Source organism: Methylobacterium sp. TK26 (assembly GCF_055361565.1).
This window is the reverse complement of record NZ_CM143965.1, coordinates 3,898,028-3,919,051: the sequence shown is the minus strand read 5'-3', so window position 1 is coordinate 3,919,051 and position 21,024 is coordinate 3,898,028. Positions and strand designations below refer to the sequence as shown.

20 protein-coding genes and 1 pseudogene are annotated in these 21,024 nt (G+C 70.9%); 12 read left to right on the top strand and 9 right to left on the bottom strand.

Annotated elements, in window-relative coordinates; all coding sequences use genetic code 11:
- Positions 1 to 3: 3 nt before the first annotated feature.
- The 3 genes from lepA to ACXJ1Y_RS19040 all read right to left on the bottom strand — a co-directional run bounded on the left by lepA (position 4) and on the right by ACXJ1Y_RS19040 (position 3,063).
- Positions 4 to 1,806 (bottom strand): translation elongation factor 4, encoded by a 1,803-nt coding sequence (gene lepA, locus ACXJ1Y_RS19050; protein ID WP_463847678.1) that lies wholly within the window; start codon positions 1,804 to 1,806, stop codon positions 4 to 6.
- Positions 1,807 to 2,010: 204 nt separating this feature from the next.
- Positions 2,011 to 2,211 carry a hypothetical protein gene (locus ACXJ1Y_RS19045; RefSeq protein ID WP_238201181.1) on the bottom strand — a complete coding sequence of 67 codons (201 nt, stop codon included), beginning with the start codon at positions 2,209 to 2,211 and terminating at the stop codon, positions 2,011 to 2,013.
- Between the two features lie 54 nt (positions 2,212 to 2,265).
- The gene (locus ACXJ1Y_RS19040) at positions 2,266 to 3,063 is read right to left on the bottom strand and encodes a HugZ family pyridoxamine 5'-phosphate oxidase (RefSeq protein ID WP_463847677.1); all 798 of its coding nucleotides are present in this window, start codon (positions 3,061 to 3,063) and stop codon (positions 2,266 to 2,268) included.
- A 226-nt stretch (positions 3,064 to 3,289) separates the two neighbouring features.
- Here ACXJ1Y_RS19040 and ACXJ1Y_RS19035 point away from each other — a divergent pair, with 226 nt between their 5' ends.
- The 4 genes from ACXJ1Y_RS19035 to ACXJ1Y_RS19020 all read left to right on the top strand — a co-directional run bounded on the left by ACXJ1Y_RS19035 (position 3,290) and on the right by ACXJ1Y_RS19020 (position 6,859).
- A complete protein-coding gene (locus tag ACXJ1Y_RS19035; RefSeq protein ID WP_238201179.1) occupies positions 3,290 to 4,000 on the top strand; it encodes a response regulator transcription factor in 711 nt (236 codons plus the stop codon).
- Between the two features lie 26 nt (positions 4,001 to 4,026).
- Positions 4,027 to 5,844, top strand: coding sequence for a sensor histidine kinase (locus ACXJ1Y_RS19030; protein ID WP_463847676.1), 1,818 nt, complete (start codon positions 4,027 to 4,029; stop codon positions 5,842 to 5,844).
- Complete coding sequence (locus ACXJ1Y_RS19025) at positions 5,844 to 6,284, top strand: HPr kinase/phosphorylase (protein WP_463847675.1); 441 nt, start codon at positions 5,844 to 5,846, stop codon at positions 6,282 to 6,284. Before ACXJ1Y_RS19030 ends, ACXJ1Y_RS19025 begins: the two co-directional genes overlap by 1 nt.
- Before the next feature lie 173 nt (positions 6,285 to 6,457).
- Positions 6,458 to 6,859 (top strand): PTS sugar transporter subunit IIA, encoded by a 402-nt coding sequence (locus ACXJ1Y_RS19020; RefSeq protein ID WP_378975367.1) that lies wholly within the window; start codon positions 6,458 to 6,460, stop codon positions 6,857 to 6,859.
- Here the strand turns inward: ACXJ1Y_RS19020 and ACXJ1Y_RS19015 are convergent.
- Genes ACXJ1Y_RS19015 through ACXJ1Y_RS19000 form a run of 4 tightly spaced genes read right to left on the bottom strand, consistent with a single transcriptional unit; the run spans position 6,825 to position 10,381 of the window.
- A complete protein-coding gene (locus ACXJ1Y_RS19015) occupies positions 6,825 to 7,667 on the bottom strand; it encodes an EamA family transporter (RefSeq protein WP_463850171.1) in 843 nt (280 codons plus the stop codon). The two genes, ACXJ1Y_RS19020 and ACXJ1Y_RS19015, sit on opposite strands and share 35 nt — an antisense overlap.
- A 47-nt stretch (positions 7,668 to 7,714) precedes the next feature.
- On the bottom strand, positions 7,715 to 8,401 hold the full coding sequence (rpe, locus tag ACXJ1Y_RS19010; RefSeq protein WP_463847674.1) for a ribulose-phosphate 3-epimerase: 687 nt from the start codon (positions 8,399 to 8,401) through the stop codon (positions 7,715 to 7,717).
- Positions 8,402 to 8,445: 44 nt separating this feature from the next.
- Positions 8,446 to 9,306 carry a phosphoribulokinase gene (locus ACXJ1Y_RS19005; protein WP_463847673.1) on the bottom strand — a complete coding sequence of 287 codons (861 nt, stop codon included), beginning with the start codon at positions 9,304 to 9,306 and terminating at the stop codon, positions 8,446 to 8,448.
- 25 nt (positions 9,307 to 9,331) lie between these two features.
- A complete protein-coding gene (locus tag ACXJ1Y_RS19000) occupies positions 9,332 to 10,381 on the bottom strand; it encodes a class 1 fructose-bisphosphatase (protein ID WP_463847672.1) in 1,050 nt (349 codons plus the stop codon).
- A 170-nt stretch (positions 10,382 to 10,551) separates the two neighbouring features.
- Here ACXJ1Y_RS19000 and ACXJ1Y_RS18995 point away from each other — a divergent pair, with 170 nt between their 5' ends.
- Together ACXJ1Y_RS18995 and ACXJ1Y_RS18990 are read left to right on the top strand one after the other, a co-directional pair.
- Positions 10,552 to 11,499, top strand: a complete 948-nt coding sequence (locus ACXJ1Y_RS18995; RefSeq protein ID WP_463847671.1) for a LysR family transcriptional regulator — start codon at positions 10,552 to 10,554, stop codon at positions 11,497 to 11,499.
- Positions 11,500 to 11,501: 2 nt separating this feature from the next.
- Positions 11,502 to 12,740, top strand: a complete 1,239-nt coding sequence (locus ACXJ1Y_RS18990) for an NAD(P)/FAD-dependent oxidoreductase (RefSeq protein WP_463847670.1) — start codon at positions 11,502 to 11,504, stop codon at positions 12,738 to 12,740.
- On the opposite strand, the gene ACXJ1Y_RS18985 is transcribed toward ACXJ1Y_RS18990, so the two are convergent.
- Both ACXJ1Y_RS18985 and ACXJ1Y_RS18980 read right to left on the bottom strand, forming a co-directional pair.
- A complete protein-coding gene (locus tag ACXJ1Y_RS18985; protein ID WP_463847669.1) occupies positions 12,712 to 13,923 on the bottom strand; it encodes an MFS transporter in 1,212 nt (403 codons plus the stop codon). The two genes, ACXJ1Y_RS18990 and ACXJ1Y_RS18985, sit on opposite strands and share 29 nt — an antisense overlap.
- Positions 13,924 to 14,011: 88 nt before the next feature.
- Positions 14,012 to 14,926, bottom strand: coding sequence for a LysR family transcriptional regulator (locus ACXJ1Y_RS18980; RefSeq protein WP_463847668.1), 915 nt, complete (start codon positions 14,924 to 14,926; stop codon positions 14,012 to 14,014).
- A 94-nt stretch (positions 14,927 to 15,020) separates the two neighbouring features.
- Here ACXJ1Y_RS18980 and ACXJ1Y_RS18975 point away from each other — a divergent pair, with 94 nt between their 5' ends.
- From ACXJ1Y_RS18975 to ACXJ1Y_RS18950, 6 genes and pseudogenes are all read left to right on the top strand, one after another.
- Entirely contained in the window at positions 15,021 to 15,632 is a 612-nt protein-coding gene (locus tag ACXJ1Y_RS18975; protein ID WP_463847667.1) for a glutathione S-transferase family protein, read from the top strand.
- A gap of 5 nt (positions 15,633 to 15,637) precedes the next feature.
- Entirely contained in the window at positions 15,638 to 16,564 is a 927-nt protein-coding gene (locus tag ACXJ1Y_RS18970) for a pyridoxamine 5'-phosphate oxidase family protein (RefSeq protein WP_463847666.1), read from the top strand.
- 133 nt (positions 16,565 to 16,697) lie between these two features.
- On the top strand, positions 16,698 to 17,078 hold the full coding sequence (locus ACXJ1Y_RS18965) for a response regulator (RefSeq protein ID WP_243959128.1): 381 nt from the start codon (positions 16,698 to 16,700) through the stop codon (positions 17,076 to 17,078).
- A 44-nt stretch (positions 17,079 to 17,122) separates the two neighbouring features.
- Positions 17,123 to 19,084 carry an AI-2E family transporter gene (locus ACXJ1Y_RS18960; RefSeq protein WP_463847665.1) on the top strand — a complete coding sequence of 654 codons (1,962 nt, stop codon included), beginning with the start codon at positions 17,123 to 17,125 and terminating at the stop codon, positions 19,082 to 19,084.
- A gap of 119 nt (positions 19,085 to 19,203) precedes the next feature.
- On the top strand, positions 19,204 to 20,805 hold the full coding sequence (locus tag ACXJ1Y_RS18955) for a hybrid sensor histidine kinase/response regulator (RefSeq protein WP_463847664.1): 1,602 nt from the start codon (positions 19,204 to 19,206) through the stop codon (positions 20,803 to 20,805).
- Between the two features lie 29 nt (positions 20,806 to 20,834).
- Positions 20,835 to 21,011 (top strand): annotated as a pseudogene (locus ACXJ1Y_RS18950) (plasmid stabilization protein); the annotation flags it as partial.
- Positions 21,012 to 21,024: the final 13 nt, after the last annotated feature.

Genomic DNA, 21,024 nt, shown 5'->3' with positions numbered 1-21,024 from the left:
ACCTCAATCGTCCATTTTCAGGGCGGCGATGAACGCCTCCTGCGGGATCTCCACCCGGCCGAACTGGCGCATCTTCTTCTTGCCCTCCTTCTGCTTGTCGAGGAGCTTGCGCTTGCGCGAGATGTCGCCGCCGTAGCACTTGGCGGTCACGTCCTTGGAGAGCGCCCGGATCGTCTCGCGGGCGATGATCTTGCCGCCGATCGCCGCCTGGACCGGGATCTGGAACAGGTGGCGGGGGATCAGGTCCTTCAGCTTCTCGCACATGGCCCGGCCGCGGCTCTCGGCGCGGGTGCGGTGGACCAGCATCGAGAGGGCGTCGACCGGCTCGGCGTTGACGAGCAGCGACATCTTCACAAGGTCGCCCTCGCGGTAGTCGGACACATGGTAGTCGAACGAGGCGTAGCCCTTCGAGATCGACTTCAGCCGGTCGTAGAAGTCGAACACCACCTCGTTGAGCGGCAGGTCGTAGATGACCATGGCGCGCTTGCCGACGTAGTTGAGGTCGATCTGGACGCCGCGCCGGTCCTGGCAGAGCTTCAGCACGCCGCCGAGATATTCGTCCGGCGTGAGGATCGTGGCGCGGATCCACGGCTCCTCGATAATCTCGATCTTCATCACGTCCGGCATGTCGGCCGGATTGTGCAGCTCCTTCGTGGTCCCGTCGCGCATCTGCAGGCGGTAGACCACGGACGGCGCCGTCGAGATCAGGTCGAGGTTGAACTCGCGCTCCAGCCGCTCCTGGATGATCTCCAGGTGCAGCAGGCCGAGGAAGCCGCAGCGGAAGCCGAAGCCCAAAGCCGCCGAGCTCTCCATCTCGTAGGAGAACGAGGCGTCGTTCAGCCGGAGCTTGCCCATGGCCGAGCGCAGGTTCTCGAACTCGGCCGCGTCCACCGGGAACAGGCCGCAGAACACCACCGCCTGGACTTCCTTGAAGCCCGGCAGCATGCCGCTCGTCTGGCGCTTGTCCTCGGTGATCGTATCGCCGACGCGGGTGTCGGCGACCTCCTTGATCGAGCCCGTGAAGAACCCGACCTCGCCGGGGCCCAGCGCCTCGATCTCGGACATCTTCGGGCGGAACACGCCGATCCGGTCCACGCCGTAGACCGCGTCGGCGCCCATCATGCGGATGGTCATGCCCTTCTTGAGCACCCCGTCCACGATGCGCACCAGCACCACGACGCCGAGATAGGCGTCGTACCAGCTATCCACGAGGAGCGCCTTGAGGGGCGCGGCCGGGTCGCCCTTCGGCGCCGGCAGCCTGGTGACGATGGCTTCCAGCACCGCCTCGATGTTGAGGCCGGTCTTGGCCGAGATCGGCACCGCCTCGGAGGCGTCGAGGCCGATCACCTCCTCGATCTGCTCCTTCACCCGGTCCGGCTCGGCGGCGGGGAGATCGACCTTGTTGAGGACGGGCACGATCTCGTGATTGGCGTCGAGCGCCTGATAGACGTTGGCCAGCGTCTGCGCCTCGACGCCCTGCGAGGCATCGACCACCAGCAGCGAGCCCTCGCAGGCGGCGAGCGAGCGCGAGACCTCGTAGGCGAAGTCCACGTGGCCGGGCGTGTCCATCAGGTTGAGGATGTAGGTCCGGCCGTCCTTGGCCGAGTATTCCAGGCGCACGGTCTGCGCCTTGATGGTAATGCCGCGCTCCTTCTCGATGTCCATCGAGTCGAGCATCTGCTCGCTCATGTCGCGGAGCGCGACGGTGCCGGTGGCCTGGATCAGGCGGTCGGCCAGGGTCGATTTCCCGTGGTCGATATGGGCGACGATCGAGAAGTTGCGGATGGTGTCGATCGGGGCGGTCATCGATGTTCCGTTCGGGCGCACGGCCAAGGCGGGCGCATGCCGGCAAATCGCGATGGTCGGGCCAGGGGCCGACCGGGCGCCTGCGAGATAGCAGCGCCGGGCCACAGCGTCGAGCGCAAGGGAATCGCGGGACGTCCGAGCACGCAAACGAAACCGCCCGAAGCGGGCGGCTCCGGGCGGTTTGCGTTTCGTTCGGGTCGAGCGTTACCGGCCGCGGTCGCGGATCAGTCGCTCGATCTCGGCCTCGCCGTGGGAGCGTGCCTTAGCCTCGGTCGGGTGCTTCCGGTCCGACCGCTGGTGAAGCTTGCCGTGCTTTCGGATGCTCCACTGGTAGAGCGCGCCGCTCTCGCCGACCGGATGAACCTCGAGGCTGAAGGGAAAGGTGTCGGAGTGCGTATCGTTCATGCTGCCCATATGGGGCGGATCGCCACCTTTTGCCATCCCGGCAACGCATTCCTCTCACGCGCCGGTTGAACCCTCCGCAGGACTGCCCGACCGTGCGCGCGTGGCCATGGCGACGAGACTCTTGCGCAAGCCACCCATGTCCGAGACCGGCTCGGGATAGAGAACCCGCGCCGTCCGGTCGCCGGCCATCAAGTCCATGCCCTCGGGATCGAGCCCGCTGAGCCGCCAGGACGCCTCCGCCTCACCCGCCGCCGCCGCATAGAGGGCGAGGGCATCCGCATGGTCCGCGTTCATGTGGGCGACGGCGCCGCCCTCTCCCGCCACGATGGCCTCCCTGCCCGTCAGGTCGAGGAGGAGTTCGGCGGGCGTCAGCGTCGCAGCCTTGGCGAAGCCGCCGTTGAGGTGGCCCGCCTCCGGCGCCAGGGCGAAAAAGGCGAAGTCCGGGAAGTCCGCATAGAGCTTCGCCTTGGGGTGGCGGGCCAGGAATCGCTCGCGAGCGCGGGGCTCGGCACTCTGCATCGCACGGCCGTTCACCGTCAGGCGGGGATGGGCGAGCGGGTCGCCCTTGCCGCCCTGGCTGAACAGCAGGGAGCAGCGCGGATCGGCCAGGAGGTTGCGGGTGTGGGCCGAAAGGCGCGACAACAGCATCAGCGGCGTGCCGTCCACGTCGGTGGCCATCGTGACGAGGGAGGCGAAGGGCATGCCCTCCGCGTCGATGGTCGCCAGCGCCCCCGAGCGGATGGTGCGCAGGAGCATCCGCGCGAGGCCGATCGCGTCGAAGGGCGCCTCCGCCGCCGGCAGGGGCCGGGCCGGGCCCCGCGGTCCCTCGGATACGCCGCCAGTGTCAGCCATGCACACGCCTCCGTGACCCGAGCGATCTGGAAGATTACGGCCAAGCTATGACCGCCGCTCGCTTTTTCCCAGGGAACATATTAAAGCACCCGTCCCCCTCGGCGCGAGCCGGAACCGCTTCCCGCGGCGGAATGCCCTCGCGCCTACAGCCAGCCCCGATGGGGCCGGGATGCGACGCGGCCGTTTGCGCGGCCGCGCCCGACCCCGTTCAGCCAGGGATCCGCGCATGCCGACCATTGCCCTCGTCGACGACGACCGGAACATCCTGACCTCCGTGTCGATCGCCCTGGAGACCGAAGGCTACCGGATCCAGACCTACACCGACGGGGCCTCGGCCCTGGACGGTCTGCGCCACTCGCCCCCCGACCTCGCGATCTTCGACATCAAGATGCCGCGCATGGACGGGATGGAGCTGCTGCGGCGGCTGCGCCAGAAATCGGACCTGCCGGTCATCTTCCTCACCTCGAAGGACGAGGAGATCGACGAGCTGTTCGGCCTGAAGATGGGCGCGGACGATTTCATCCATAAGCCGTTCTCGCAGCGGCTTCTGGTGGAGCGGGTGAAGGCGGTGCTGCGCCGCTTCGCGAAGGAAGCCCCCGGCGCCCCGCCGCGCGGCGAGGCCGAGGCCGCCGCCCGCTCCCTGGAGCGCGGCGCCCTGATGATGGACCCCGAGCGGCACACCTGCACCTGGAAGGGTGAGCCGGTGACGCTGACCGTGACCGAGTTCCTGATTCTCCAGGCGCTCGCCCACCGGCCCGGCGTCGTGAAGAGCCGCAACGCCCTGATGGACGCGGCCTACGACGATCAGGTCTATGTCGATGACCGCACCATCGACAGCCACATCAAGCGCCTGCGCAAGAAGTTCAAGGCGACCGACCAGAGCTTCGACATGATCGAGACGCTCTACGGCGTCGGCTACCGGTTCAAGGAGGCGTAGGCCGGGCCAGGATGGATCGCTCACCCGTGTCGCCACCGCACGCCTCCCAGGCTCACGACGTTGCCACCGACGATGTCCCCTCCCGACCCTGGACCCGCCACGCCCTGTCCTACCCGCTGCGCCTGCCGCGCGCCCTGTGGGACGGGGTGGGCCAGCGCGCCTCGTCGAGCCTCACGCGGCGCATCGTCGTCCTCAACCTCGTCGGGCTGATCGCGCTCCTCGTCGGCTTCCTCTACCTGAACCAGTTCCGGCAGGGCCTGATCCAGGCCCGCGTCCAGAGCCTCGCCATCCAGGGCGAGATCATCGCGGGCGCCATCGCCGCCTCGGCCTCGGTGGACCCGGACACGATCCGCATCGACCCCGACAAGCTGCTCCAGCAGCAGGCCGGCGAGGGCGACGAGGAGGCGCAGTCGCTCGCCTTCTCCCTGAACCCGGAGCGGGTGGCGCCGCTGCTCGCCCGCCTCGTGACGCCCACCGGCAACCGTGCCCGCGTCTACGATCAGGAAGGCGGGCTGCTCTTCGACACCCGCACCCTGTTCAAGCGCGGCGATGCCGTCCGCTCCGAGCCGGCAGCGGGACGCCCGCACAAGGCGGGGCTGCTCGAATCGGCCTTCGACACGGTCCACGCCAAGCTCACCGGCCTGTTCGGGCGCGCGACGCCGCAGGAGGAGGCCGGCCCCGTCAACGGCCATTCCCTGCGCGAGGTCCAGGCCGCCCTGAACGGCGCGCGCGGCAGCCTCGTGCGCCGCAACGCCCTCAGCGAGACCACGGTCTCGGTGGCGGTGCCGATCCACAAGGCCGGCGCCGTGCGCGGCGCGCTGCTCATCTCCACGCAAGGGGACGCCATCGACCGGGTGATCGCCTCCGAGCGATTCGGCCTGTTCCAGGTGTTCCTGATCGCCGCCGTGGTGATGGTGGTGCTCTCCTTCCTGCTGGCGGGCGCCATCGCCGGGCCGGTGCGGCGCCTTGCGGAGGCCGCCGAGAAGGTGCGCATGGGCATCAAGACCCGCGAAGAGATCCCCGACTTCACCGAGCGCACCGACGAGATCGGCCACCTCTCCGGCGCCCTGCGGGACATGACCCAGGCGCTCTACCGGCGCATCGACGCCATCGAGAACTTCGCCGCCGACGTCAGCCACGAGTTGAAGAACCCGCTGACCTCGCTCCGCAGCGCCGTCGAGACCCTGCCGCTGGCCAAGACCGAGGATTCGCGCGGGCGGCTGATGGCGATCATCCAGCACGACGTGAAGCGCCTCGACCGGCTGATCAGCGACATCGCCGACGCCTCCCGCCTCGATGCCGAGCTCGCCCGCGCCGAGGCGAGGCGGGTCGATCTCAAGAAGCTCCTCTCCACCGTCGTCTCGGTGGCGAACGAGCGGCGGCGGCCGAAGGATTGCCTGATCCAGCTCGACCTCGACCCCAACGACCCCGAGGGCGCCTACGCGATCATCGGCCATGACAGCCGGCTGGGGCAGGTGGTGAACAACCTCCTCGACAATGCCCGCTCGTTCTCGCCCTCGGACGCGAAGGTGCGCGTCGCCCTCCGCCGGGTGCGCAACGAGATCGAGCTTGTCTGCGAGGACGAGGGGCCGGGCATCCCCGAACACGCCCTGGAGCGGATCTTCGAGCGCTTCTACACCGACCGTCCCGAGCAGGGCTTCGGGCAGAATTCCGGCCTCGGCCTCTCGATCTCCCGCCAGATCGTGCAGGCCCATCGCGGCACGATCCGCGCCGAGAACCGGCCCGGCGCCCCCAACGAGGAGGGCGAGCCCACCGTGCGCGGCGCCCGCTTCATCGTCCGCCTGCCGGCCGCGCCCCGGCAATTGTCGCAGCACGCGGCCTGATGCAGAGCCTGCACGCCGCCTGCATCGTGCTGGGCGAGGCGGGCGTGCTGATTCTCGGACCCTCGGGGGCGGGCAAGTCGACGCTCGCCCTCATGCTCGCCGATTCGCCCGGCGGGGCGCTCGTCGCCGACGACCGGGTGCGGGTCCTGTCCAGGGAGGGGCGCCTCGTCGCCTGTCCCCATCCCGCCGAGGCCGGGCGGGTGGAGATCCGGGGCCAGGGGCTGCTGACCGCCGAGGCACTCGGCCTGGCGCGGCGGCCGGAGGCGGTCCTGAGCCTCGCCATCGACCTCGTGGAGACGCAGCCGCGCCTGCCCGAGCCGCCGGAGGAGGCGCGAATCCTGGGGATAGGCCTGCCCCGGCTAATCCTCGACAGGGGCGCCAGAGCGTCGGGGCTCGCGCCGATGCTCGTGCGGGCCGCCCTGCGCGGGAGGGGAGCGTGACTTCGCAGCCGCACACGTCCGGCGTTTTGCTTAATTGCCCCGCAGCCCGTAGCGTCGGCCTGCGTACCATGGCATGATTCCATGATTGCGCGGGCAAAGAGTCGCGATCGCCTTGTGAGATACTGTGCGATGCACAACATGGCGGTCCGCACAGGATGTCGGAACACGTGTCGATGATTGGCATGGTGCTCGTCACCCACGGTTTGCTCGCGACCGAGTTCAAGGCCGCACTCGAGCACGTGGTCGGCCCCCAGGATCAGATCGAAACGATCACGATCGGGCCGGAAGACGATATGGAACTGCGGCGCCGGGACATCATGTCCGCGGTATGCCGCGTGAATACGGGCGAGGGCGTCGTCGTGCTGACCGACATGTTCGGCGGCACCCCCTCGAACCTCGCCCTGTCGTGCATGAACGGCGGCTCGGTGGAGGTGGTGGCGGGGATCAACCTGCCGATGCTCATCAAGCTCGCCAGCGTACGCGACGAGGAAAGCCTCAGCGACGCGGTGCTTCACGCCCAGGAGGCGGGGCGCAAGTACATCAACGTCGCGTCGCGGGTTCTGGCGGGGAAGTGAGCAGGGCCGCCGGCTGAGGGCGGCGGGTGGCGGTGATGCCGGCCGAGGCCGCGATCACCAAGCCGATGGCGAGCCACTGCACCGGCGTCAGCGCCTCACCGAGCAGGACATAGGCGAGCAGGGCGGCGATCGCCGGCTCCACGCTCATCATCACGCCGAAGGTCGTCCGGTCGAGGCGGCGCAGGGCGACCATCTCCAGCGAATACGGCAGGGCGCTCGACAGGAGCGCCACCGCGAGGCCGAGCAGCAGGGTCGCGGGCGCGAACAGGGCCGTGCCCGCTTCCGCGAGGCCCGCCGGGGCCACGACGAGGGCGGCGGCGAGCATGCCCCAGGCGACCGCCTGCCCGCCATCGACGCGCCCCGCCCGCTGCCCGAACAGGATGTAGAGCGCCCAGGCCGCCCCCGCTGCCAGGGCCAGGGCGATGCCGAGGGGATCGAGCCCGCCCACGCCCCCGAGGGGTAGGAGCAGGCCGAGCCCCAGGACGGCGAGGCCGATCCAGGCCAGATCCGCCTTCCGCCGGGAGCCGGCGATGGCCAGGACGAGGGGGCCGGTGAACTCGATGGCCACCGCCGGGCCGATGGGGAGCCGCGTCAGGGCGAGGTAGAACAGCAGGTTCATCACCCCGAGCGCCGCGCCGTAGAGGGCGATCCATCCGGCATCGCGCAGCGTCAGGCTGCGCCGCCACGGGCGCCAGACGGCGAGCAGGACGAGGGCCGAGAAGCCGACGCGCAGGCTCGCCGTCCCCGCCGCGCCGACGGAGGGGAACAGGGATTTCGCGATGGCCGCCCCGCCCTGAAGCGAGACCATCCCCGTCAGCAGGGCCGCGACGGGCAGGAGGAGCGGTGGGCTCGCCCTCACACCGACAGGCTGTAGCCGGAGGCCCCCTCCGCGCCCGCGCGGATCGCTGCGATGCGCTCGGCATAGGCCGCCTCGCCGCCGCCGAACACGGCGTTGCCGGCCACGAACGTGTCGGCGCCGGCCCGGCTCGCGAGCCGCACCGTCTCGGCGTCGATGCCGCCATCGACCTCGATGCGGATGTCGCGGCCCGCGATCATCGCCCGCACCCGGGCGACGGCCTCCATCGAGGATTTCAGGAAGCTCTGCCCGCCGAAGCCGGGATTCACGGTCATCACCAGCACGAGGTCCACGATGTCGAGGAGCGGCTCGACGGCGGAGGCCGGGGTGCCGGGGTTGATCGCGATGCCGGCGCGCTTGCCGAGATCGCGGATGGTCTGGAGCGAGCGGTGGATATGCGGCCCGGCCTCGGCGTGGACGGTGATGCCGTCCGCCCCGGCCTGGGCGAAGGCGGCGAGGTAGGGATCGGCCGGCGCGATCATCAGGTGGACGTCGAAGTACTTCTGCGTGTGCGGCCGCAGGGCCTTCACCACGGGGGCGCCGAAGGTGATGTTGGGCACGAAATGCCCGTCCATCACGTCGAGGTGGATCCAGTCGGCGCCGGCGGCCTCGATGGCGCGCACCTCCTCCGCGAGCCGCGAGAAGTCGGCCGAGAGGATCGAGGGGGCGATGACGGGAGGAAGCATGGGGTCGCGTCTTTCGGGGCTGGTCCGGTATCGGGCGGGGGCGCTCAGGCGAGCCGCCGCCGCCGCTCCACGAGTTGCATGATGATCGGCGTGAGGATGAGCTGCATCGCCAGATCGAGCTTGCCGCCGGGGATCACGATGGAATTCGCCCGGCTCATGAACGAGTCGTGGATCATCGACACGAGATAGGAGAAGTCGATCCCCTTCGGGTTCTTGAAGCGGATCACCACCAGCGATTCGTCGGCGGTGGGAATCCAGCGGGCGATGAACGGGTTCGAGGTGTCGACCGTCGGCACCCGCTGGAAGTTGATGTCCGTCCACGAGAATTGCGGGCAGATGGTCTGCACGTAATCGGGCATGCGCCGCAGGATCACGTCCGTCACCGCCTCGGTGGAATAGCCCCGGAACGAGCGGTCCCGGTGCAGCTTCTGCACCCATTCGAGATTGATCACCGGCACCACGCCGATCTTCAGGTCGGCATAGCGGGCGATGTCGACCTGATCGTTCACGACGCAGCCGTGGAGCCCCTCGTAGAACAGGAGGTCCGAGCCCGGCTGGAACTCCTCCCACTCGGAGAAGGTGCCCTCGGGGATGCCGTAGAGCCGCGCATCGTGGGCGTCGTGGGCGTAGTGGCGGGTGCGCCCGCCGCCCGATTCGGAATAGGCGCGGAACACCTCCTCCAGTTCGGGCAGGAGGTTCGCCTTCGGCGCGAAATGGGAAAGCGTCGCCTCCCGCGCCATCATCTGGCGCATCGTGTCCCGGTCGAAGGCGTGGAAGCCGTCGCCCTCGATGAAGACGGCGTGGACATCCTCCCGGCGGAAGATCTGCTCGAACGTATTGCGGACGGAGGTGGTGCCGGCCCCCGAGGAGCCGGTCACGGAGATGATGGGATGGCGTGCGGACATCGCCTTGGACCGGACGGATCCGCCCTCAGGGCCGCATCAGGCCACGCTGGCCGAAGAGCGGCGAGCGGCCCGCATCCGGCTTGCCGCCGGCATAGTAGGTGCCGACGCAGGCGACTTCCTCGGTCGAGCCGCAGATCAGCGGGGCGCGCTCGTGGATGCCCGTGGCGACGAGGTCGAGGATGCGCTCCTGCCCGTCCGTGGCGGTGCCGCCGGCCTGCTCGATGAGCATGGCCACGGGGGCGACCTCGTAGAGCAGCCGCAGGCGGCCGCGGGCGTAGCCCTTCCGGGAATCGCCGGGATAAAGGAACACGCCGCCACGGGTCAGCACCCGCTGCATGTCGGCCACCATGGAGCCGAGCCAGCGCATGTTGAAGTCCTTGTCGCGCGGGCCTTCCGTCCCGCGCAGGCAATCCTCCACGAAGGCCTTGACCGGCGGATCCCAGAAGCGGGCGTTCGAGGCGTTGATGGCGTATTCCTTGGCCGAGGCCGGGATCTTCATGGCCGCGACGGTGAGGCGGAACTGGCCCACCTCCCGGTCGAGGACGAAGGTCTGCGTGCCCTGGCCGAAGGTGACGATGAGCGTGGTCGCCGGCCCGTAATTCACGAAGCCCGCCGCCAGCTGCGCCGTGCCCGGCGTGCGGAAGCTCGCCTCGACGTCGTCTCCGGGAACCGCCGGGCGGATGCCGAACACGGTGCCCACCACCATGTTGACGCCGATGTTGGACGAGCCGTCCAGCGGATCGATGGCGACGGCGAGCGGCGCGGACGGATTCAGCACCATGACGTCGGCCGCCTCCTCCGACGCGACGGTGGCGACGGGGGCGCCGCGCAGGGCCGCCGTGACGCGCTCGTGGGCGATCACGTCGAGGGCCTTCTGCACGTCGCCGTCGCTGTTCTGGTCGCCGGTGGCGGCGAGGTCGCCGCCGAGCGCCCCGCGCCCGATGACGGCACTGATCTCGATGGAGGCCTCGGCCACGGCCGCGACCACGGCGGCGGTGTCCCGCAGGCCCGCATCGGCCTGCACCACCTGCGCGAGATAGGCGTCGAGGGGTGTCCCGACCGCTAGATCCGCCATCGGCCTGTCCTTCTTTATTACGGCTGTTACGTTCGGGATCGGATCTGTAGCCGTCCAGGGCCGTCCATCATAGACGGCCATGCGGGAGGATCGATAAGAACCCGCGGACGCACTCGTCAAGAAATGTGCACGGCCTTGCGGCCCGGGTCAAAAAAAACGAGAAGCCCGCCATGCGCAACCTGTCTCTGAAACAGCTCCAGGCGGTCGCTGCGGTGGCCAAGCTCGGGACCATGACGCGGGCGGCGCAGGAGCTCAACGTCACCTCGGCCGCGCTCTACGCGCGCATCCGGCAATTGGAGGAGGAGGCCGGGCTCCTCCTGTTCGACCGCACGCCCTCGGGCCTGAAGCCCACGGATGCCGGCCGCGAGATGCTGTGGGCGATCGACAGCATCAACACCATCCTCGAAACCTGCACCGACCGGCTGCGCTCCCTGCGCGGCATCTCCGGCGGGCGCGTCGCCCTCGGCGTGGTGACGACGGCGAAGTACTTCGCGCCGCAAGTCATCGCCGGCTTCTCCAAGCTGCATCCCGGCGTCGAGATCAGCCTGTCGGTGCGCAACCGGGGCCAGACGGTGGAAGCCCTGCGCGGCTACGAGATCGACTTCGCGGTGATGGGCCGCCCGCCGCGCGACTTCCCCATCGAGGCCGCGACCTTCGGCCCGCACCCGCTGGTGCTGGTGGCCGCGCCGGACCATCCCCTCGCCGGCCGCAGGAACCTCGCCCGCACGGACCTCGCGGACCAAGCCTTCTTCATGCGCGAGGAGGGCTCCGGCACGCGCACCGTGTTCGAGGAATTCATGAGCGGCGTGCTGGTGAAGCGCGCCCTCCTCGACATCGACACCGGCTCGAACGAGACGATCAAGCAGGCGGTGATCGCCGGGCTCGGCCTCGCCCTGCTCTCGGCCCATTCCGTGGCCGCCGAGGTGGAGACGGGGCGCCTCGCCGTCCTCGACGTGGCGGGCCTGCCGATCCGGCGCGACTGGTACGCCGTGCGCCGCGCCGACAAGGTGCTCGGCCCCGCCGCCTCGGCGGTGTGGAGCTACCTGATGAGCGACGGGGCGCGCTGGCTCCCCGGCCTCGACCTCGTCAAGCCGCCCGTGGCGGCGCGGGAGACCTAGACGTGGAACCGGGCATCGTCATCGTTGGCGCCGGGCAGGCGGGGTTCCAGGCCTCCGCCTCGCTGCGGGAGGGTGGGTATCACGGGCCCCTGACCCTCGTGGGCGACGAGACCGCCCTGCCCTACCAGCGCCCGCCCCTGTCGAAGGCCTATCTCGCGGGCAAGACCGACGCGGACGGCCTCGCCCTACGGCCCGCCTCGTTCTTCGCGGACCACCGCATCACCTTCCACGCGGCGAGCCCGGCGAGGGCCATCGACCGGGAGGGGCGCCGCCTCGTCCTCGCGGACGGCACCGCGCTTTCCTTCGCCCACCTCGTCCTCGCCACGGGCTCGCGCAACCGGCCCCTGCCGGTGCCGGGCGCCGACCTCGACGGGGTGCGCCAGCTGCGCGGCCTCACCGATGCGGACGCCCTCAAGGTGGCGCTCGAAGGGGGGCCGCGCATCGTCGTGATCGGGGCGGGCTTCATCGGCCTCGAATTCGCGGCGGTGGCCGCCGGGCGGGGGCTCGACGTCACCGTCGTGGAGGCCGCCGACCGGCCGATGGCGCGGGCCGTCTCGCCCCAGACCGCCGCCTTCTTCCGCACGGCACAGGAAGCGTTGGGCGTGCGCTTCGCCTTCGCGGCGGGGGTGACGGCCATCGCCGGAGAGGGGGGCCGCGTCCGCGCCGTCACCCTGGCGGACGGGCGCGAACTGCCGGCGGATCTCGTCCTGATCGGTATCGGCGTCCTGCCGAACGCGGATCTGGCGGCCGAGGCCGGCCTGCCCGCCGCCGACGGGGTGCGGGTGGACGCCTTCCTCGCCACGTCCGATCCGGCGATCTCGGCCATCGGCGATTGCGCCCGCTTCCCCAGCCCCTTCGCCCACGGGCTCAACGGGGACGGGACCGTACGCATCGAATCGGTGCAGAACGCCATCGACCAGGGCCGCTGCCTCGCCGCCCGGCTCACCGGCAAGCCGGCGGCCTATGCCGCGCTGCCGTGGTTCTGGAGCGACCAGGGCGCGCACAAGCTGCAGATCGCCGGGCTCTCGGCGCCGGGGGATGCGGCGGTCATGCGGGGCGAGGGGAATGCGTTCTCGGTGTTCCGCTTCCGGGACGGGCGGCTGAGCGCGGTGGAATCCGTCAACCGGGCGGGCGACCACATGATCGCCCGGCGCCTCTTGAGCGCCGGCACGCCCCTCACCCCCGATCAGGCCGCCGACCCGGCCCTCGACCTCAAGGCGCTGGCGATGGGACGGGGCTGACCACCGGCCGCGACAGCAACGTGGCGGTGGTGAAGCCCAGCGCGACGATGGTCGCCGCGCAGGCGGCGAGCGCCCAGAACTGCCCGAAGACCTGCAACCCCTCGCCGACGATGGCGACGCTGACCGCCTGCCCGCCGAAATACGAGAAGGCGTGGAGCGCCACGGCCGAGCCGCGCGCCTTGGGCGCGACCTCCGTGACCTGCGTCTGGTAGGTGTTGTGGAGCATGTAGAAGCCGAGCCCCATCACCGTCAGGGCGGCGCAATCCGCCTGCCAGGACCCGGCGAGGCCGATGATCGACAGGGCGACGGCGCAGATCACACCGCCGACCATCAGCATCCGCGCCATGCCGAGCAGGCGCACCATCACGCCGACGAGGGCCGCGTAGACCAGCCCGCCGACCGCGAAGCCCGCGAGCGCCAGCCCCGCCTCGCGCGGCCCCCCGGCCTCCCGCGCTTCGAGCAGGGGGGCGAGGTGGGGGAACACCCCGAAGATCGCGATGGCCTCCACGAAGACGGCGCCGAACAGCACCCGCGCCCTCGGATTGGCGAGGATCGTCCGGTAGTTCGTGAGCGCCGCGCCGAATTCCGGGCGGCGGGCGGGGGCACGGTCCCCGGCGGGGAAGCCCAGGGCCAGGGCGGCGCAGGCGAGGCCGGCGACGATGGCCGTCACCCCCGCCACGCCCCGCCAGCCGATGGAGGTCTCGATCAGGCCCGCGACGGTCGAGCCGGAGAGCTGCCCGAGGATCACCGCCACGAGGAACCGCCCGATGGCGACCTGACGGCCCGCCATGGGCACCCGGTCGCCGAGCAGGGCGAGGGACAGGGGGATGCAGCCGCCCGCCGCCGCCCCGGCGAGCATCCGCAGGCCGAAGAGCGAGGACAGGTCCGGCGCGACGACGCAGAGTGCCAGGGCGAGACCCAGCACCGCGAGGCAGCCGGTCATCACCCGCGCCTTGCCCAGCGCATCGCCCACCGGGCCGAGGATGGGCTGGATGAGGGCGTAGGGCAGCGCGAAGGCGGTGGAGAGCAGGGCGACCCGGTGCGGATCGCCGCCGAGGTCGCGGGCGATGACGCCGACCAGCGGCTCGAACGACCGGAGCGCGAAGGTGCTGCCGAATCCGGCGCAGGCGAGGACGACGATGAGCCTCGGGATCGGATCGGCCGAGGCGGAGGGGGCGGACATCGCAGCGGGACCCGGCGAAAGCGCGAGGGCCGCCTTGGCATGCCAGCGCGGGGAGCAAAAGTGTGCTGCGGCACACATCGCCCGGGAGTCAGGACATCTCCGCCCCGCTGTTGCCTCCCTCGCTGTGCAGCACGGGCAGCGCCCGCAGGGCCGCGCTCGCGTGGTCGAGGAAGGCGTTCACCCGTGCCGGGCGGTGGTCGGCACCGGGGGTGACGAGTTGCACCGGCACCGGCGGCGGCTCGTGGCGGGGGAGGAGGCGCACCAGCCGTCCTGCCGCGATGTCCTCGGCGGCCTGATAGGACAGGACGCGGGCGATGCCCCGCCCGGCCCGCGCCGCCGTGAGCGCGGCCTCGACCTCGTTGACGATGAGGCGCGGGGCGAGGCGGACGCGGGTGCGGCCGAACTGCCATTCGAGGGGACCGGAGCGGATTTGGCCGAGAATCGTATCGTGGGCGGCCAGATCGCCCGGCTTCCGCGGGGCACCACGGGCGGCAAGGTAAGCCGGGCTCGCCACGAGGATCCGGCGGACTTGACCCACCCGGCGGGCGACGAGGCGCGATTCGGCGAGCGCCCCGATGCGGAGGGCCACGTCGAGCCGTTCCTCCACGAGATCGACGTTGCGGTCGGCCAGAACAAGCTCGGCCTGCGTCTCGGGGTAGGCGTCGAGGAAGGAGGCGACGACCGGCGCGATGTGCCGCCGCCCGAACAGGACCGGGGCCGTGATGCGCACGAGGCCCCGCACCAGCCCCTCGCCCGCCCCGAGGATCGCCGCCTCGTAGCCTGAGACGAGCCCCCGCGCCTGCTCGGCGAGCGCCAGCCCCGCCGGGGTTGGCGCGAGGCGGCGGGTGGTGCGCGCCACGAGCCGCGCCCCGACCCGCGCCTCCAACGCGGCGAGCGCCCGCGTCGCGGCCGCAGCGGAGCGGTTCAGGCGTCGCGCCGCACCGGCAAGGCTGCCGGCGTCGATGATCGCGACGAAGAGGGAGAGTTCGTCCAGGCGGTCCATGATCGTTGCGGCATCTGAAATTCTGAATGCCGAAGAGACCCGGTTTCGCGCGGCGTGTGCAAGGGCGATCTTACCGGTGGAAGGAGGATCCACCATGTCCGATCCCGATATCACCCTCTACGGCCTGCGCCTCTCGGGTCACTCGCACCGCGCCGAGCTGTTCCTGTCGCTGCTCGGCCTGCCCTACCGCTTCATGCAGGCCCTGCCGCCGACGCCGGAGCTGCGCCGCCTCAACCCGCTTGGGCAGGTGCCGGTGCTCACGGATGGCGAGGTGGTCGTCCCTGACAGCAACGCCATCCTCGTCTATCTGGCGGCCCGTTACGCGCCTGGCAGCGGCTGGATGCCGGCCGATCCCGTCGGGGCCGCCGCCGTGCAGCGCTGGCTGTCGATCGCCTCGGGGGAGGTGCGCACCGGCCCGGCACTCGCCCGGCTGATGATCGTCTTCGGCGCCAAGGCGGATCGCGAGACCGTCCACGCGACGGCCGAGCGTGTCCTGACCTTCATGGACCGGCACCTGACGGACCGGGCCTTCCTCGCGGCCGACCACCCGACGCTCGCCGACATCGCCTGCTATTCCTACGTCGCCCATGCGCCGGAGGGCGGCGTCTCGCTCGCGCCCTATCCGGCGATCCGCGCCTGGATCGGCCGGATCGAGGCCCTGCCGGGCTTCGTCGCCATGCCCGCCTCGCCCATCCCGGAGGAGTGAGCGCCATGGCCACCTTCCACGACGACGAGCGCGCGGCGCAGGCGCTTGCCGGCCACGTCCTCGGCGACATCCCGGCGATCCGGTCCTTCATGCCGGATCAGCACCGGAGCTTCTTCGCCAGCCTGCCCTACCTGTTCGTCGGGACAGTCGATGAGGCGGGCTGGCCCGTCGCCACGATGGCGACCGGCGCGCCGGGCTTCATCCGCTCGCCCGACGCGACGCATCTGCGCATCGCCGACACGCCGGCCCCCGACGACCCCGCCGGCCGCCACCTCGTGGCGGGACGCCCCGTCGGCCTGCTCGGGCTCGACCTGTCGAACCGCCGCCGCAACCGCGCCAACGGCACGGTCGTCGCCCGCGACGGGGACGGCTTCACGGTCCACGTCGCGGAGAGCTTCGGGAACTGCCCGAAATACATCCAGCGCCGGGAGGCGACGCCCCTCCTGCGGCGGACGGGCCGGAGCACGCCGCTCACCGGCCTCGATGCGGCCGCCCGCGCGGTCATCGGGGCCGCCGACACGCTGTTCGTCGCCAGCCGGTCCCGCGAGGAGTTGGGCGGGGGCGTGGACATCTCCCACCGGGGCGGACGGCCGGGCTTCGTCCGCGTGGAGGGCGACGGGCTGAGCGTGCCGGACTTCTCCGGCAACCGCTTCTTCAACACGTTCGGCAACCTCCTCGGCGACCCGCGCGCCTCCCTCCTGATCCCGGATTTCGAGACCGGCGACCTCCTCGTCCTCCAGGGCCGCGCCGAGATCGACTGGAGCGGGAACGAGGCCGCGCGCTTCGGAGGGGCCGAGCGCTCCTGGCGGTTCGACGTCGCGCGGGGCTGGCGCCGGCCCGGCGCCCTGCCCTTCCGCTGGAGCGTGCCGGAGCCGGGCCCCCAGACCGCCGCGACGGGATCGTGGGAGGCGCCGGACGCCCCCGACCGCTGAATAATCAATTCAGCCGCACGGAACCGTCACGGATCGAGGGACCGGATTGGCTCGGCGGACGTTGGAGGAAGTCGGAGCATTGTGCATCGCCGCGCGATGGCGCAGAGCAGGATCGGGGCGATGGGGGATGGGGATGGCGAAGATACTGCTCGTCGAGGATCATGAGGAGATCTGGGACTTCCTGTCCCGGCGCCTCAAGCGGCGGGGCTACGAGGTGATCCTGGCCCATGACGGCGAAGCCGGCGTGCGGCAGGCCCGTGCCGGGCAGCCGGACGTGATTCTCCTCGACATGAACCTGCCCGTCCTCGACGGCTGGTCGGCCGCCCGCGCCCTGAAGGCCGGGGCGGACACCCGCACCATCCCGATCATCGCGCTGACCGCCCACGCCATGTCCGGCGACCGGGACAAGGCGATCCAGGCGGGCTGCGACGACTACCACCCGAAGCCGGTCGATTTCTCGAAGCTGCTCAGCCAGATCAGCACGGCGCTCGGAGAGACGGCGCAGACCGGCTGAGGCCGGCTTCGCAAGTGAAGCACTGAGGTGAGGGAAGGGTGTCAGTGAGCGAGGATCCCGTCACGGCGCAGCGCCTGAGGCAGGGCCTGCCGATCATGGTGGCGCTCGCCTCCTTCCTCCTCGTCGTGGGGGTGATGGCCGCGCTCTATTTCGGGCGCGAGATCCTCGTGCCCGTCACCTTGGCGATCCTCCTGAGTTTCGTGCTGGCGCCCTTCGTGCGGCTGCTGCGCCGGGCGCGGGTGCCGCGCGCGCCCGCCGTGATGCTCGTCGTGGTGATCGTGTTCGGCGCCTTGTTCGGGATCGGGAGCCTCATCGCCAGCGAGGCATCGCAACTCGCCTCCGACCTGCCCCGCTACACCCTGACGATGCGCGACAAGATCCGCGACCTGCGCGGGGCCACCGACGGGTCGAGCTCCCTGTCGCGCCTCGTGGACATGGTGCAGGACCTCGGCGCGGCGATCTCGCCGCCGCCGGCCGCCGAGTACAAGGGCGAGCCCGGCACCCCCACCCATCCGCTGACCGTGGAACTGAGCCCCGCGCGGGCGAGCGTCCTCGACACGCTCCAGACCTTCGCCGGCCCGGTGCTGCATCCGCTGGCCACGACCGGCCTGATCCTGATCTTCACGATCTTCATCCTGATGCAGCGCGAGGATTTGCGGAACCGCGCCATCCGCCTCATCGGCCCCGGAGACCTGCGGCGGACCACGGCGGCCATCGACGACGCCACGAGCCGGCTCTCCAAGTTCTTCCTGGCGCAGCTCGCCCTGAACATCGCCTTCGGCCTCGTGATCGGCCTCGGGCTGGGCTTCATCGGCGTGCCGAGCCCGACCCTGTTCGGCGTGCTCGCGGCGATCCTGCGGTTCGTCCCCTATATCGGCGCGGCGATCAGCGCCCTGCTGCCGGTGATCCTGGCGGCGGCGGTGGACCCCGGCTGGTCGATGGTGATCTCCACCGTGGCGCTGTTCCTGGTGGTCGAGCCCCTGTGCGGCCATGTGATCGAGCCGCTGCTCTACGGCCATTCCACCGGCATCTCGCCCATCGCGGTCATCCTCTCGGCGACGATCTGGACCTTCCTGTGGGGGCCGATCGGCCTCGTCCTGGCGACGCCGCTCACCGTCTGCCTCGTGGTGCTCGGCCGCCATGTCGACCGGCTCTGGTACCTCGACGTGCTGCTCGGCGACCGGCCGGCGCTGGCGCCCTCCGAGATCTTCTACCAGCGGATGCTGGCGAACGACCCCGCCGAGGCCATCGAGCAGGGGCGGCAATTCCTGAAGGAGCGCGCCCTCGTCACCTATTACGATCAGGTGGTGCAGGCGGGGCTGCTGCTGGCGCAGGACGATCTCTCGCGCGGGACGCTGGTGCGCGAGCGGCAGGAGGAGGTCGGCACGGCGATCCGCGCCGTGGTCGCCCGGCTCGGCACCCTCCCCGTCGCCCGGCGGGCACGGCGCAAGACCAGCCGGGGCGCCGACACCGAGACGGCGGCGGCCCTCGACGCGGTCGGCCCCGACCGGCAGGAGGCGGCCATCGTGCTCGGGCGCGAAGACCTCGCCCCCGCGTGGCGCGGCGCCAAGCCGGTGCTCTGCGTGTCGAGCCGGGGCCCGTTCGACGAGGCGGCGACGCTGATGCTGAGCCAGATCCTGGCCCGGCACGGCCTCGCCTCACAGACCCTGTCCATGACCGCGATCCGCGCGGGCGAGCGGCCGGAGGAGCAGGAGGGCATCGCGATGGTGTGCTTCTCCTACCTCGAACCCGTCAGCCTCTCGCAGGTGCGCTTCACCGTGCGGCAGGCCCGCGCCGCCATACCCGGCGTGAAGGTGCTCGTGGGCTTCTGGCGCGAGCGCGACCCGGCGAGCCTCGACCGCCTGCGCCGGGCGACCTCGGCGGACTATCTCGTCACCTCGCTGAGCGACGCCCTCTCGGCCGCTCTGGCGGCGAGCCGGGCGCCGCAGCCCGCCCCGACCCTGGCCAAGCCGGCGCCGCAGGAGCCCGCGCTGGCCCTCGCCTGAGGGCCGGCATCCCCTTTCGCACTTGCGCAGATTTCCGCCCAAGCTAGGGGGAACCGTTGGCGTCGGCAGAGCGATTCCCACCGTCGCCGACGACCGGCGGGATGCGCGAGACCGAACAGATGTCCGAGTCCCAAGGGACACGCGTCCACGACGACGCCCCGGCGGAGGTGTCCGACCCCAAGAGCGAAATCTTCTTCGCCGCCGTCGAGACGACGCGGATGCCGATGATCGTGACCGACCCGCGCCAGCCCGACAACCCGATCATCTTCGCCAACCGCGCCTTCCTGGCGATGACCGGCTACACGCCGGAAGAACTGATCGGCCGCAATTGCCGCTTCCTCCAGGGGCCCGAGACCGACCGGGCGACCATCGCCCAGGTGCGCACGGCCATCGCGGAGCGGCGGGAATTCGCCACCGAGATCCTGAACTACCGCAAGAACGGCTCGACCTTCTGGAACGCCCTGTTCGTCTCGCCCGTGCACAACACGGAAGGGGAACTCGTCTACTATTTCGGCTCGCAGCTCGACGTCTCCCGCCGCCGCGACGCGGAGGAGGCGCTGGGGCAGGCGCAGAAGATGGAAGCGCTCGGCCAGCTGACCGGCGGCATCGCCCATGACTTCAACAACCTGCTGCAGGTGATCGTCGGCTACGTCGACATCCTCGCCGCCGGGCTGGAGAAGCCGGATGCCGACCGGGCGCGGCTCGGGCGCGCCACGGACAACATCCGGCAGGCGGCGGAGCGCGCCACCACCCTCACGCAGCAGCTCCTGGCCTTCGCCCGCAAGCAGCGCCTGGAAGGCCGCTCGGTGAACCTGAACACCCTCGTCGAGGGGATGCGGGACATGATCGACCGCTCGGTCGGCGACGCGGTGCAGGTGGAGTTCGACCTCGCGGACGACCTCTGGAACTGCCGGGTGGACCCGACCCAGGCCGAGGTCGCGCTCCTCAACGTCCTCATCAACGCCCGCGACGCGATGGCGGGCGGCGGCACCGTGCGCATCGCCACCGCCAACCGCACCGTGACGGTGAATGCCGACCACGAGGTCGGCCCCCTGCGCGAGGGGCGCTACACCTCCATCGCCGTCACCGACACCGGCACCGGCATGCCCCCCGCCGTGCTGGCGCGGGTGATGGACCCGTTCTTCACCACCAAGGAGGAGGGCAAGGGCACCGGGCTCGGCCTCTCCATGGTCTACGGCTTCGCCAAGCAATCGGGCGGGGCGGCACAGATCGAATCCGCCGTGGGGTCCGGCACGACGGTGAAGCTGTCCTTCCCGGCGGTCGAGGGCGAGCAGGCCATGCCCGCCAAGGTCGCCCTGCGCACCATCGACCGGCCGGGCACAGAGACGGTCCTCGTGGTGGACGACCGGCAGGACGTGGCCGAACTCGCCCGCACCATCCTGCGCGACTTCGGCTACACGGTGCTGATGGCCGGCAGCGGCAAGGAGGCGCTGGAAATCCTCGATTCCAGCGAGCGCATCGACCTGCTCTTCACCGACATGATCATGCCCGGCGGCATGAACGGCGTGGTGCTCGCCCGCGAGGCCCGCCGCCGCCAGCCGCGCCTGAAGGTGCTGCTCGCCACCGGCTACGCCGAGGCGAGCCTGGAGCGAACCGATGTGGGGGGTTCGGAATTCGACATTCTGAACAAGCCCTATCGCCGCACGGAGCTGATCCGGCGGGTGCGGGCGATCCTCGACGGCCCCACCGGAGTCTCGTGAGGCCGCCGCTTCCATCGGGAGGACGCGCCATGTCCCAGGGCGACAAGTCGAAATACACGGACAAGCAGAAGCGCAAGGCCGAGCACATCGCCGAGTCCTACGAGAGCCGGGGCGTTCCGGAAAAGGAAGCCGAGGCCCGCGCCTGGGCGACCGTCAACAAGGACGACGGCGGCGGCAAGCATCCCGGCGGATCGGGCCGGGCCAAGGCCGGGACCGCGA

What these genes read in the sequence shown, in the direction of transcription:
- lepA (WP_463847678.1), bottom strand. Translation starts at nt 1,806, where the DNA reads ATGACCGCCCCGATCGACACCATCCGCAACTTCTCGATCGTCGCCCAT.
- ACXJ1Y_RS19045 (WP_238201181.1), bottom strand. Translation starts at nt 2,211, where the DNA reads ATGAACGATACGCACTCCGACACCTTTCCCTTCAGCCTCGAGGTTCAT.
- ACXJ1Y_RS19040 (WP_463847677.1), bottom strand. Translation starts at nt 3,063, where the DNA reads ATGGCTGACACTGGCGGCGTATCCGAGGGACCGCGGGGCCCGGCCCGG.
- ACXJ1Y_RS19035 (WP_238201179.1), top strand. Translation starts at nt 3,290, where the DNA reads ATGCCGACCATTGCCCTCGTCGACGACGACCGGAACATCCTGACCTCC.
- ACXJ1Y_RS19025 (WP_463847675.1), top strand. Translation starts at nt 5,844, where the DNA reads ATGCAGAGCCTGCACGCCGCCTGCATCGTGCTGGGCGAGGCGGGCGTG.
- ACXJ1Y_RS19020 (WP_378975367.1), top strand. Translation starts at nt 6,458, where the DNA reads ATGATTGGCATGGTGCTCGTCACCCACGGTTTGCTCGCGACCGAGTTC.
- ACXJ1Y_RS19015 (WP_463850171.1), bottom strand. Translation starts at nt 7,667, where the DNA reads ATGGTCTCGCTTCAGGGCGGGGCGGCCATCGCGAAATCCCTGTTCCCC.
- rpe (WP_463847674.1), bottom strand. Translation starts at nt 8,401, where the DNA reads ATGCTTCCTCCCGTCATCGCCCCCTCGATCCTCTCGGCCGACTTCTCG.
- ACXJ1Y_RS19005 (WP_463847673.1), bottom strand. Translation starts at nt 9,306, where the DNA reads ATGTCCGCACGCCATCCCATCATCTCCGTGACCGGCTCCTCGGGGGCC.
- ACXJ1Y_RS19000 (WP_463847672.1), bottom strand. Translation starts at nt 10,381, where the DNA reads ATGGCGGATCTAGCGGTCGGGACACCCCTCGACGCCTATCTCGCGCAG.
- ACXJ1Y_RS18995 (WP_463847671.1), top strand. Translation starts at nt 10,552, where the DNA reads ATGCGCAACCTGTCTCTGAAACAGCTCCAGGCGGTCGCTGCGGTGGCC.
- ACXJ1Y_RS18985 (WP_463847669.1), bottom strand. Translation starts at nt 13,923, where the DNA reads ATGTCCGCCCCCTCCGCCTCGGCCGATCCGATCCCGAGGCTCATCGTC.
- ACXJ1Y_RS18980 (WP_463847668.1), bottom strand. Translation starts at nt 14,926, where the DNA reads ATGGACCGCCTGGACGAACTCTCCCTCTTCGTCGCGATCATCGACGCC.
- ACXJ1Y_RS18975 (WP_463847667.1), top strand. Translation starts at nt 15,021, where the DNA reads ATGTCCGATCCCGATATCACCCTCTACGGCCTGCGCCTCTCGGGTCAC.
- ACXJ1Y_RS18970 (WP_463847666.1), top strand. Translation starts at nt 15,638, where the DNA reads ATGGCCACCTTCCACGACGACGAGCGCGCGGCGCAGGCGCTTGCCGGC.
- ACXJ1Y_RS18965 (WP_243959128.1), top strand. Translation starts at nt 16,698, where the DNA reads ATGGCGAAGATACTGCTCGTCGAGGATCATGAGGAGATCTGGGACTTC.
- ACXJ1Y_RS18955 (WP_463847664.1), top strand. Translation starts at nt 19,204, where the DNA reads ATGTCCGAGTCCCAAGGGACACGCGTCCACGACGACGCCCCGGCGGAG.